At 50.1% G+C, this 12347-nt stretch carries 12 protein-coding genes; 9 read left to right on the plus strand and 3 right to left on the minus strand.

The features are described 5' to 3' along the window. Nucleotides 1-353 precede the first annotated feature (353 nt). From DXT99_RS00005 to DXT99_RS00025, 5 genes are all read left to right on the plus strand, one after another. Nucleotides 354-683 (plus strand): L-rhamnose mutarotase, encoded by a 330-nt coding sequence (locus DXT99_RS00005; protein ID WP_115563464.1) that lies wholly within the window; start codon nt 354-356, stop codon nt 681-683. Between the two features lie 30 nt (nt 684-713). Continuing rightward, nucleotides 714-1478 carry an SDR family NAD(P)-dependent oxidoreductase gene (locus DXT99_RS00010; protein ID WP_115563465.1) on the plus strand — a complete coding sequence of 255 codons (765 nt, stop codon included), beginning with the start codon at nt 714-716 and terminating at the stop codon, nt 1476-1478. Between the two features lie 215 nt (nt 1479-1693). After that, nucleotides 1694-2551 carry a fumarylacetoacetate hydrolase family protein gene (locus DXT99_RS00015; RefSeq protein ID WP_115563466.1) on the plus strand — a complete coding sequence of 286 codons (858 nt, stop codon included), beginning with the start codon at nt 1694-1696 and terminating at the stop codon, nt 2549-2551. Further along, on the plus strand, nt 2538-3371 hold the full coding sequence (locus DXT99_RS00020; protein ID WP_115563467.1) for an amidohydrolase family protein: 834 nt from the start codon (nt 2538-2540) through the stop codon (nt 3369-3371). Before DXT99_RS00015 ends, DXT99_RS00020 begins: the two co-directional genes overlap by 14 nt. Before the next feature lie 14 nt (nt 3372-3385). Next, complete coding sequence (locus DXT99_RS00025) at nt 3386-4174, plus strand: L-fucose dehydrogenase (RefSeq protein WP_115563468.1); 789 nt, start codon at nt 3386-3388, stop codon at nt 4172-4174. 179 nt (nt 4175-4353) lie between these two features. Here DXT99_RS00025 and DXT99_RS00030 read toward each other — a convergent pair whose 3' ends face one another. After that, nucleotides 4354-6123 carry an SLC13 family permease gene (locus DXT99_RS00030; RefSeq protein ID WP_115563469.1) on the minus strand — a complete coding sequence of 590 codons (1770 nt, stop codon included), beginning with the start codon at nt 6121-6123 and terminating at the stop codon, nt 4354-4356. Between the two features lie 327 nt (nt 6124-6450). Between DXT99_RS00030 and DXT99_RS00035 the strand changes: the two genes are divergently transcribed. Beyond that, nucleotides 6451-7167 (plus strand): FkbM family methyltransferase, encoded by a 717-nt coding sequence (locus tag DXT99_RS00035; protein WP_115563470.1) that lies wholly within the window; start codon nt 6451-6453, stop codon nt 7165-7167. Between the two features lie 180 nt (nt 7168-7347). Here the strand turns inward: DXT99_RS00035 and DXT99_RS00040 are convergent, their stop codons facing one another. Further along, nucleotides 7348-7839 (minus strand): DUF2231 domain-containing protein, encoded by a 492-nt coding sequence (locus tag DXT99_RS00040; RefSeq protein WP_115563471.1) that lies wholly within the window; start codon nt 7837-7839, stop codon nt 7348-7350. A 1-nt stretch (nt 7840) separates the two neighbouring features. Continuing rightward, nucleotides 7841-8158, minus strand: a complete 318-nt coding sequence (locus tag DXT99_RS00045) for a hypothetical protein (RefSeq protein ID WP_115563472.1) — start codon at nt 8156-8158, stop codon at nt 7841-7843. A gap of 354 nt (nt 8159-8512) precedes the next feature. Between DXT99_RS00045 and DXT99_RS00050 the strand changes: the two genes are divergently transcribed. From DXT99_RS00050 to DXT99_RS00060, 3 genes are all read left to right on the plus strand, one after another. After that, nucleotides 8513-9613 (plus strand): DUF4856 domain-containing protein, encoded by a 1101-nt coding sequence (locus tag DXT99_RS00050; RefSeq protein ID WP_115563473.1) that lies wholly within the window; start codon nt 8513-8515, stop codon nt 9611-9613. A 93-nt stretch (nt 9614-9706) separates the two neighbouring features. Beyond that, nucleotides 9707-10819, plus strand: a complete 1113-nt coding sequence (locus tag DXT99_RS00055; protein ID WP_181884979.1) for an imelysin family protein — start codon at nt 9707-9709, stop codon at nt 10817-10819. A 149-nt stretch (nt 10820-10968) separates the two neighbouring features. Further along, complete coding sequence (locus DXT99_RS00060; RefSeq protein ID WP_115563475.1) at nt 10969-12342, plus strand: HTTM domain-containing protein; 1374 nt, start codon at nt 10969-10971, stop codon at nt 12340-12342. Nucleotides 12343-12347: the final 5 nt, after the last annotated feature.

Here is a 12347-nt window from a genome sequence, read left to right on the forward strand (position 1 = left end):
AGAAGGGTAATCAGGATAGGCAGGAAAGAAAAAAGAAGAGACAAGAACGGGCTACTAAAACCATCACCAAATGATATACTTTATCCTTAGCCTGACGGCTATGGTGTTTTCACCAGCAAACATTACGCTGTCGTGTGTTAAGGAGTTGGCTTAGAAATAATTAGAGGGGTGAGTTGGAATAAGTAAAATTCTGCTTACCCCTTTTGATTTTTTTATTTGGGTGATGTGAATAATGCGAAGTACACAAAGCAACTTCTTCATGTCACTTTGAAAATATGGTGAAGCGATAAAATAGCTTTTCATAGATGGTCTTTTTTGATAACTTATGACCTCATCTATATAACAGCAAAAGCATGAACAGGTATTGTCTGGCGCTGGATCTGAAAGACGACCCAAGGCTGATAGCGGAGTATGAGCACTGGCACAAGGGTATATGGCCGGAAATCAGGCAGAGCATCCTGGACGCTGGAGTAGTGGTCATGGATATTTACCGGTTCAACAACCGGCTTTTTATGATAATGGAGACAGACAGCTCCTTCAGCTTTGAAAGAAAGGCAGCGATGGATGAGGCAAATCCTAAAGTACAGGAGTGGGAACAACTGATGTGGAAATACCAGCAGGGGATTCCGGGAGCCGGGCAGGGAGAAAAGTGGGTGCTGATGGAGAAGATGTTCTCATTGTAGAAGACAATACGCAGATTTACAGATAAAACTATGTTTCGATTAGATAACAAGATAGCCCTTGTCACGGGGGGCGGAAGCGGCATCGGGAAGGCGGTAGCGCTGACTTTTGCCCGCCAGGGAGCCACGGTGCATGTGCTGGATGTTAGCCCGGAGAACGGGGATAAAACGGTAGAGGAAATAGAAGCGGCAGGAGGCAAAGCATCTTTCCGCGCCTGCGACGTCACCAATCAGCAGGAAGTGGTGCAGGTGTTTCAGGGCATCGGCAGGCTGGATATACTGGTCAACAACGCCGGCATCTCCAACATCGGAAAAGCCGACACCACCAAGGAAGAGGACTTTGACCGGGTGTTCCAGGTGAACGTGAAAGGCGTTTATAACTGCCTTTTTGCGGCTATACCCCTGATGAAGACGAACGGAGGCGGCGTTATTCTTAATCTGGGCTCTATTGCGGCTATTGTCGGCCTCAACGACCGCTTCGCCTACACCATGAGTAAAGGTGCGGTGCAGGCCATGACATTGTCTGTTGCCAAGGATTACCTGCACGACAACATCCGCTGCAACAGCATCTCGCCAGCACGGGTGCATACTCCTTTTGTGGACGGTTTCCTGGCGAAGAACTATCCCGGCCAGGAAGAGGAGATGTTCCAGAAGCTGTCGAAAACGCAGCCCATCGGCAGGATGGCGAAGCCGGACGAAATAGCAAATCTCATCCTCTACCTCTGCTCCGACGAGGCCTCCTTCATCACCGGCACCGATTACCCTATTGACGGTGGTTTTGTCAAGCTGAATAGCTGAGGAGGGCACAAGAGTGTAACATAATTGCTATGGAAATGAAACCCACCCCTGCCCCTCCGAGGAGGGGAATTTTTACTCTTGCAGGGATTCCCCTCCTCGGAGGGGCAGGGGTGGGTTTTTATCATCAGGAATAAACCCACTCCAATGCAAATGAGTTACCTGATGTACAATAAGAAAATGAACAGGCTTCACCTTGAAGCCGAAAGATATACCATATGAAACTGATACGATACGGAGAGCCGAACAAGGAAAAAACCGGCGTTATACTGGAGGATGCTTATTATGACACATCCGCTTTTGGGGAAGATTATAATGAGCAGTTTTTCGAATCAGACGGCCTTGCCCGCCTGAAGGAATTCGTTCAAAACAACAAAGGAAAGCTGGAGCGCATACCGGAGAACAGCCGCCTGGGCAGCCCGATTGCCCGCCCGTCCAAGATTGTTTGCATCGGCCTGAACTACGCCGACCATGCTGCAGAGACAAAGGCAAAGATACCCGAGGAGCCCATCCTTTTCATGAAGTCCACGACAGCGGTAGTAGGGCCTAACGATGACATCATCATCCCAAAGAACTCTGAGAAGACAGACTGGGAAGTGGAACTGGCGTTTGTGATGGGCAAAAAAGCCAGCTATGTAGACGAAGCCGAGGCCATGGACTATGTAGCAGGTTACTGCCTGCACAACGATGTATCGGAGCGGGCCTTCCAACTGGAGCGCGGCGGCACCTGGGACAAAGGCAAGGGCTGTGACACTTTCGCGCCCATCGGCCCTTTCCTGGCTACCAAAGACGAAATAGAAGATGTAGACAACCTGCGCCTGTGGCTGAAGGTGAACGGAGAGACCATGCAGGACGGCACCACCGCCAACTTCATCTTCCGTATCCCAAAACTGGTCTCATACCTGAGCCAGTTTATGACACTGCTTCCAGGTGATGTGATTTCAACCGGTACACCTGCTGGCGTAGGCCTGGGTTTCAATCCGCCGGTGTACCTGAAGCCGGGGGATGTGGTGGAGTTGGGCATAGACGGCCTCGGAACATCAAAGCAGCAGGTAAAGGCCTATGCAAAAGGTTGATGCCCACCAGCATTTCTGGAAGTTTGATCCGGTAAGGGACAGCTGGATTACCGACGATATGGCCAGCATCCGCCGCGACTTTGGCCCGGAAGACCTGCAGCCTGTTCTGCGGCAGCACGGCTTTGACGGTTGCGTAGCCGTGCAGGCGGACCAGTCGGAGGCAGAAAATGACTTTCTGCTAACCTATGCTGATAGGTATGACTTCATAAAAGGCGTCGTGGGTTGGGTGGACTTAAGAGCAGAGAATATACAGGAAAGGCTTAACCATTACGCCGGATTCGGGAAGATGAAAGGGTTCCGGCATGTGCTGCAGGGGGAGCCGGACAGGGCGCTGATGCTGCAGCCGGAGTTTAAAAGAGGCATCAGCCAGCTCAGCGGGTATGGCTTTACGTATGACATCCTCATTTTCCCGGACCAGCTCCGGTATGCTAAGGAACTGGTAGCAGCCTTCCCTGAGCAGCCTTTTGTGGTAGACCACCTGGCTAAACCCAACATCAGCGGACAGGAGATAGAGGCATGGGCAAGAGATATGAAGGCTATAGCGCAATATGAAAACGTGTACTGCAAACTGTCCGGTATGGTAACGGAGGCCGATTGGCAGCACTGGAAGAAGGAGGACTTTATACCTTACCTGGATGTGGTAGTTCAGGCCTTCGGCACGAACAGAATCATGTACGGCTCTGATTGGCCGGTTTGCCTGGTGGCGGCAAGCTATGAGGAGGTGCTGAGTATTGTAGAAGATTATTTCTCGGCATTCAGCCAGGCGGAACAGGCTGCCTTTTTCGGCGGGAACGCCAGCCGTTTTTATAAGCTTTCTTAACAGAAAATAGTAGCATGGACTTAGGACTGAAAGATAAAGTAATTATTGTGTCGGGTGGCGCGAAAGGCATTGGCCACGGCATTGTTTCTGTGCTGGCCGCAGAGGGAGCCATACCCGTGATAATAGGCAGAGACGAACAGGATAACAAAAGTGTAATAGCCGAAATAGAAGCGCAGGGAGGAAAAGCTTTTCAGGTAGTGGCAGAGCTGTCGCAGCCGGAGGAGTGCGAGAAGGCAGTCAGGTTAACCATGGAGCAGTTTGGTAGGGTAGAGGGGTTGGTGAACAACGCCGGCTTCAATGACGGTGTTGGCCTTGAGAACGGCAGTTACGAAAAGTTTATGGCCTCGCTGCACAACAACCTGACGCACTATTACCTGCTGGCCCACTACGTCCTGCCAGCTCTGAAGGAGTCGAAGGGGGCTATCGTGAACATCAGTTCCAAAACAGCGGAAACAGGGCAGGGAGGCACTTCCGCTTACGCAGCAGCTAACGGAGGGCGCAACGCCCTTACCCGGGAGTGGGCGGTAGAGCTGGCCAAGTACAGCATCCGGGTAAATGCCATTATTGTAGCCGAAAGCTGGACCTCCGCGTACGAGAAATGGATAAAGACCCTGCCGAACCCGGAAGAGAAACTAACAGAAATCAAAAGCCGGATACCGCTGGGAAACAGAATGACGACACCAGAGGAAATCGCAAACACCACTGCTTTCCTACTATCGGAGCGCACCAGCCACACCACCGGCCAGCTCATACATGTAGACGGCGGCTACGTGCATTTAGACAGAGCGATGGCGAACGCTTAGCTATTTTAAAGATCAACTATTAAGTCATTACAATGCAACTGTGCCTTAACTCATTAAATAAGCCGATTCCCCGCCTTAGAAAAGGAGGGGTTAGGGGTGGTTGGACCCGGTAGTGCAGAAACGAGGACAAAGATGTCACCGATAGGTTGGTTTCTGATAAAAATACCCGAAGCTGTTGCTCATGGTGGCCAGAAATACATAATAAGCGGAACGCCCAGCAGCACCATGCCAATCGTAATAGGTAAACCCATTTTCCAGTAATCGCTGAATTTGTATCCTCCCGGCCCCATCACGAGCGTGTTAGACTGGTGACCAATAGGTGTGAGAAAGGCACAGGAAGCAGCTATGGCAATAGCCATCAGGAAAGGATCTGCCGAAACTCCCAGTTCACTCGCTATATTGATGCCGATGGGAGCCATCAGCACAACAGTGGCGGCGTTGTTGATAACATTGGAAAGTAGGATGGTAATTGTCATGATAATACCCAGCAGCAACCAGATCGGGTGGCGATCGCCCAGGCTCAGGATCTGATTTGTGACCATATCGGCACTTCCGCTTGTCTCAAAGGCAACGCCTACCGGTATCATGGCGGCGAGCAAAACAATCACAGGCCAGTCTATGCTGGTATACATGTCCCGCAAAGGGAGTATACCGGACAGTACCATGGCAACTGCGGCAAAAGTGAAAGCTATCTGTACTGGCAGCACACCTAAAACTACCGCAGCAATGGCCGCCACGAAAATACTAAGAGCGTAGAGCATCTTACGGGGCTTGCCTATCGTCAGGCCTCTTTCAGCAAGCGGGAGGCATTGCATGGTGGTAATGGCATCGTTGATGTTTACTGTTCTTCCCTGGAGCAGTAGCACATCACCTGTCTTGAAATGGATTTTCCCGATTCGCTGCCAGATTTGTTTTTCACGCCTTGCAACGGCCAGAAGGTTTATTCTGTAACGGGTACGCATGTTAAGGCTGGCCGCTGTCTGGCCGATAAGCGGGGAATCTGCCATGACAATGGCCTCTACGGTATGAATATCCTCCGACCCTTTTGCTTCTTTTCTGATTTGCTTCCCGCCGGTAAGCTCTGTGCCTGTGTTATCTATAAATACCCGGAGGTCATCCGTGTCTGCCTCCAGTATCAGGATATCGTCCGGTTTTATTTCCTCGGAAGGTGATGGCGCGTGTATCCTGATGCCTTTCCTGACCAGGCCCAAAGCCAGTACCTCCGTGTCTGCCACCCGGTTCATTTCAGCAATCGTCCTGCCGTTGAGTTTAGAGTCCTCCGGTACTTTTACCTCCGTAATGTAGTTCTCTATATGAAACAGGTTATTGGAGGAAGTCTGGGTTTTTCTTTTGGGCAGCAGCCTCCAACCCAGCAGCGTGATGAACAGGAGGCCCACCAAAGCCAGGGAAAGCCCTACCGGGGCAAAATCGAACATGCCGAAACGCTCCCCTGCAACATTAGCCCTGAACGTGGCAATGATAATATTAGGAGGAGTGCCAATAAGAGTTACCATACCGCCCAGAATAGAGGCGAAGGCAATAGGCATCAGAATATAGGAGGGCGGGTTGCCATGTTTTCTGGCCATGTGCAGCGCCACCGGCATGAGGATAGCCAGGGCCCCGATGTTATTCATAAACGCAGAGGCAACGGCGACAATGAAGGAGAGGGCCACAATCTGAAGCATGAGGTTTGTGCCGAGTTTGGCCAGAATGCGCCCAATCACATCAATCAGCCCTGAGTGCTGCAGCGCCTGGCTGATAACAAGTACTGCTGCAACCGTAATAACAGCCGGATGGCTGAAACCTGTAAATGCATCTTCAGCCGGTATGATACCCGCAATAATCAATACGAACAAGGCAAGCAGTGCTACTATATCATAGCGTAGTTTCTCCCAGACAAAAAGTACCAGGGCTATCCCAAGGGTAAGAAAGACGAGAATTTGTTCCATGTATCAAAGTTCAGGCGCTAATGGCAGCTAGCCAGCTGCGTAATCTATAGGGGTTAACGCATGTTCAGGACTTTATGCCAAAAGATAATAACCTACCACTATTACCGGTGTGCTTTATACTACTCCTGCCTAAATAAAGCCTTTTTTCTTATTATATTTTCTTATTATAAAAAATACAGGAACGGAAGTCGGGCACAAGAAGCGCAGTAACTTCTCTAAGTTCGTAAATATATTTTACTATATTGGTTGATTATAGGCGTCAATCGCTCATGTAATAGCACCGGAAGCACAAGTTTTTAATATATTTTTTGCCTTTACCCATCATAAATGAACATTTTAGGAAAAATACGCATGGTTTCCCGTTTCTGGCGTTATCGTCGCAGAACCGAGAAAGAGTCCGTGAGGTTTTTATTGGATCAGGATTTAGCAGGCACCACCGTTCTGGATATTGGTGCGAACAGGGGCATCTATACGTATTGGATGTCTAAAAAAGTGGGCGACCGTGGGCGTGTTATCTCCTTTGAGCCCCAGCCTGAGTTAGGCGATTTTCTGTTGGACCTTAAAAAGTCGTTTAAGCTGGAAAATGTAGTAATCGAAAACAAGGGATTATCTGATAAAGAAGGCAAGTTTGATATTTTCAGAGGATTCGTTGGGTCAGGAGGCGCCAGGCTTGCACAGAAAGGAGAAGAGCTCCCGGAGAACAGTGATCTTCACAAAGTAGAAGTAGAAGTCACAACCCTCGATACTTTTTTTCAAGGCAAAGATTTGGAAAACCTGGCGTTTATAAAGTGTGATGTGGAAGGCCATGAACTATCAGTTTTCAAAGGGGGAGAGAAGACCCTGAGAAAGCACATGCCCACTATACTGTTTGAATGTGGCCATGAGGAAGCGCAGGCCGGAGAGATATTCTCGTTCTTAACGAACATGGGCTACAAAGGCTTTTTCATCATCGATGGAAAGAAGATTAATTACAAGGAGTTCGATAAACACCCTTACCGGAAACCGACCGAAAGTCTCCGGAACTACATGTTTGTGAAAAAGTAAAGCGGGTGAATGGCTGGCTAAGTATCCTAAAGCGCACTTGCCACGGCAGCTCAGCCACTATGTTGTTGATGTCATGTATGCTTGATACGTAGTGCTGCAGCCAATTGAAATCACCACAGAAAAGCCCCTGTCTGAATAGCAGGGGCTTTTCTGTGGTGTAAACTAAATTTGTCTTCTGGCTCAGAAACCAGCGCAATCGCTTGACGGTACATTTACGCCACCAGCCTGCTCATATACTACAGTAGCACCCAAATGGCTGGTGTATATCAGGAAACCTGCCCCCACCACCATCAGCAGCAAAACTACTGCCTGCAGCCATTTCACTTTTACTTTTACCAGGTTAAAGCGCAGGCTCAGTTCCAAGGCGGTGGCTGCGGAAAAGAGATAGGCAAGGTTGTATGCTGCAATCTCGTGTCTTTTCAGCACCGTCGGGTCGCACAGCTTTCTGGCTACAAGTCCATCGGCCATATCACCTGTGTAAATGCTAACCCAGGCCATCAGGCAACCGGCATAGAGTAAATAAGCGCCGGCCCTGTGCCAGAAAGCCGCCTGGCTGCCCTTCAGAAAAAGAGCCACCAACTTGGATAAAGTTGCCAGCAGCAGAAGGGAGATAGGGAAATGCAGGGTAAGCGGGTGCCACATCTCCGTTCGCCAGAAGGTGGTGTCAAACATGTTACTCCAGGATTCTTACCGCGATTGGCTCCAGTCTTTGTCCTACCTTTTCTACTTCAACCTCTACCTGCTGGCCTTCCTGCAATTGGTCGAACGCCACGGTCTCACCGTTTCTTGTCAAGGAGGTGTTTTCATTGAAATACAGCTCCAGGCGCTTGTCATCGGCTGTTTTTACATAAATCTCTGTTTTCTCCGCCTCTACCTCATCCACGGTCCCCTGATAGGTGCCTGAATCTACCACATCCGTGCTTTCCTCGCAGGAATACAGGAAAGGAACCATGAACAAAAAGAGGAGTGCAATTAGTTTTACGCTTTTCATAGTGCTTATAATTATTATATGATTTTTGTCAAATATAATCAAAAAGGGATACGGGTTTATAACAGGTTCTTGTTTAGAACGGTAACCGGAAATAACTTATGCTCATTTCCTTCCTGATGTATTTCCTCTTTACAGTTGTCTTCTCTCTGGCAATACGACAACAGTTTGGTTGCTAGTATGATAGCACTTGAAAGGTGTTAGCTCCTGTTTCTAGTCCCTGTTGTCACACTTAATTAAAAGTTCCCGCTTATTTAAAATTATTTTAAATAAGCCTTGCCTCTTATACCTGTTGCAGTTAGATTTGCACATCTATTTATAATAAGTCTAAATAAAAACTGACCAAATAAAGAAAAGATGTTGCGTATCTCTACATTCCGAACCTTCACGCTTGCAGTTGCAGCCTGTGTTGCTTTTTCTTCCTGCTCCGACGAAAAAGAAGATGATCCTTCCTATAATGTTCCGCAAACTTACAATTTCGAGAATGTAAGCTACACCGGCCAGACGCAGCGCATACAGATGCTGGATGAACTGGATGCTTATATCAAAACAGGCCATAACGGTGTTGAGCTGGATGCACAGAAAATGAAAGACATGTATGCGAATACCAACAACGCCTTTTCTGATGCCAGTCTGAATGCCGCTACCTCCAAACAGCTCAAGAACAAAACGATAGTTACAGCTCAGGATGATTTTGAAGGATACTTTGATGCCGTGGCCGCTGCCAGCCAAAGCAACGGTACCGCTGCCGCAGAGGGTACTGCCGGTATACTTAGAACAAACGACGGCACCAGAGGCTATCTGGTAGATGAGAATGGCCTGGAGTATGCACAAGTGATCCAGAAAGGTCTGATGGGCGCTGTATTCTTTAACCAGGCGGTAGAAGGTTACCTGTCTGCCGAGAAAATAGGTCCTGCTGTGGATAACACGAACGTAACGCCAGGCGAAGGTACGAAAATGGAACACCATTGGGATGAGGCTTTCGGCTACTTCGGTGCACCGGCTGATTTCCCGGCAAATACCACAGGCCTGAAGTACTGGGCCAACTACAGCAACCAGGTAGACGCTGCACTGGGCAGCAACAAAGCCCTGATGGATGCCTTCATTAAAGGACGCGCCGCCATCTCAGCAAAAGACATGGAGGGTAAAGACGAAGCAGCCGCCACCATACGCACTGAGTGGGAGCGTTTAGTAGCCGCTTCTACCATTCATGAACTGAATGCAGCCAAGACTAACATCGCCGACCAAGCTAAGAAGAGTCATTACCTGTCTGAGGCCATCGGGTTTGCGATGGGCCTGCAATACATAACAGCATCAAAATTATCAGCTGCCCAATACCAGGAGGTAATGCACGCCATTGGTCATAACCTTTACGAGACAACTGCCGACGATATCAACGCAGCCATTAACATCCTGAGCACAGCTTATGGCATGGATAACATCAAAGGGCAGCTATAGCACCTTAAAGTATTATTGTTAGTTTTTGAAAGTGCAGCAGCTGCGGAAATGCCAATCCTCAGCTGCTGCCTTTCGCATTTAAAAATACACCACATGATAGTGTTTAAGAAATATACTGTAATGGCTATTGCCTGCCTCGCTGTGCTGAGCAGCTGCGGCTCCGATAATGAAGGTGGCCCCACAACAGAATACGACCGCCAGACGATGGTGGCCCACTATGCCGATAACCTGCTTGTGCCCGCCTTTACGGTGTTCGAAAACAAGACAGAAGCCATGGATGCCGCTGTCAATGCTTTTGTGGCAACGCCCACAGCCGGCACACTGGCCACTGCCCGCACTGCTTACCAGGAGGCCTACCTGGCCTTGCAGGACGTGAGTGTGTATGAGTTCGGCCCAGCGGAGGAGCAGTTGCTGCGCGCGAACCTCAATATTTACCCTACTTCTGCTGCTGAGATAGAAAACAATGTCACGTCAGGTACCTACGACTTGCAGGCTGCTGCCAATCTCGATGCCAAAGGCTTTCCTGCCCTGGATTATCTCCTGTACGGTGCCGGTTCTGAGGCTGCCGTAGTGGAACAATATACCTCCGGTGCCCATGCTGCAAATCGTAAAAAGTACCTGCAGGACGTCAGCAGCCTGGTTCACCAGCGTGCCAACGCTGCTTATACCGGCTGGACTAGCGGCAACTATGTGGATACCTTTAAAAATGCACAAGGTACAGCCGTGGGAAGCGCAGTGGGTAACCTCGTGAACCAGCTGAACTTTGACATCGACGTGACCAAGCGCGCCAAAGTAGGATTCCCAAGCGGCAGGTTTTCAGTGGGAGAAGCGCTTCCGGAGAAGGTGGAAGCCTACTACAGCCAGACATCGCTGGACTTACTGAAGCAGGCTATCCGCGCAGAGAAGGCCGCTTTTTTGGGAATGACCGCAAACGGTACCAACGGGCCGGGACTGGACGATTACCTGGACCATGTGGAGGCTCCTTATGGAGAAGGCATGCTGTCTGACGCCATTGAGGCGCAGTTTGATGCTGCCCTCGCTGCCGCAAACGCTGTGCAGGGGCCATTGGCAGAAGCTGTTACCACGCAGCCGCAGGCCGTGACGAAGGTATATGACGAGCTGCAGAAGCTCATCGTGCTCACCAAAACCGATATGCCCTCCGCACTGGGTGTTGCCATCAACTACACCGACAGCGACGGTGATTAAATAATTACTTGTTGTCATCTCTACCAGAAGAAGAGAGCAGAATGAAATATCTCAGATTTCTCCCTCTGGTACCGACGACAACCTTAAGAGCTGATTAACTAATTGGAAAAGCCTTAAAAAAAGGAAAAATTTAGAAAGCGACAGTTTACATGCTCCAGAAGCTAAAGCCGTACCTCACCGCACCAGTATCCGCAGCACCGCTGGCAGTATTCCGCGTTATTTTTGGCGGAATGATGCTGGCCAGCATCCTGCGATTTATATGGAAAGGATGGGTGACGGAGCTGTATGTGCTGCCGAAGGTATACTTTCCTTACTACGGCTTTGAGTGGGTGCAGCCACTGGGCGAAGCAGGCATGTACGCCCTCTTTTTTGTGATGGCGGTGGCTGCCCTGGGTATCATGCTGGGGCTGTTCTATCGCCTGTCAGCGCTGCTGTTCTTCCTTAGCTTTACGTACGTCGAGCTTATCGACAAAACCAACTACCTCAACCACTATTACTTTGTGAGCATCGTGGCGCTGCTATTGGTGCTGGTACCGGCGCACCGGCATTTCTCGCTGGATGTGCTGCGCAGACCGCATAGCTGGGTAAGTCATGTGCCGCGCTGGGCTGTGCTGATTTTTAAGCTGCAGTTGGGACTGGTGTACTTCTACGCCGGCATCGCCAAGCTAAACCCCGATTGGTTGCTGGAGGCCATGCCGCTGCGCTACTGGCTGCCCGCCCACACACACCTGCCGCTCATTGGTCCGCTGCTTGATGAAGTGTGGGTGGCTTTTGTTTTCTGCTGGTTCGGCGCATTCTACGACCTGACTATTCCTCTCTTCCTGAGCTGGCGCAAAAGCAGGGTGCTGGCTTACCTCACGGTGGTGGTGTTTCATGTGCTTACGGCGGTGCTGTTCCAGATAGGTATGTTCCCTTACATCATGATGGTGAGCACACTCATTTTCTTCTCCGAAGGCTTTCATGAGCGCCTGCTGGGTTGGTTCCGGGGGCTGGCTAAAGTACGGATGCCTGCCGCTCCTGCCTATGCGAGGGTGGCGGCGCAGCCACTGCTTTTAAACCTGCTGGCGGTATACTTTGTCGTGCAGGTGCTGGTGCCCTGGCGCTTTGTGCTGTACCCCGGCCCGCTTTTCTGGACCGAGCAGGGTTACCGCTTCTCCTGGCGCGTGATGCTGATGGAGAAAGCCGGAACAGCCTTTTTTTATGTGCGCGACCCTAAGACGGGCTATGAAATAGAAATCAACAACCGCGATTACCTGACCATTACCCAGGAGAAGCAGATGGCCATGCAGCCCGACATGCTGCTGCAGTACGCCCACATGCTGCAGCAGGATTTTGCCGCCCGCGGTATATCCGGCACGCAGGTGCGTGCCGAGGTGTATGTGAGTATGAATGGCCGTGGCAGCCGGCTTTATATCGACCCGACTGTTAATTTGGCGGCCGAAAAAGAGAGCTTCCTGCCGAAGCCCTGGATTTTACCTTTAGACGAAGTGGCTCTTCCGCAACAGGCGGTGGGGCAGAAATAGATGAA

Source organism: Pontibacter diazotrophicus (assembly GCF_003367245.1).
GTDB lineage: Bacteria > Bacteroidota > Bacteroidia > Cytophagales > Hymenobacteraceae > Pontibacter > Pontibacter diazotrophicus.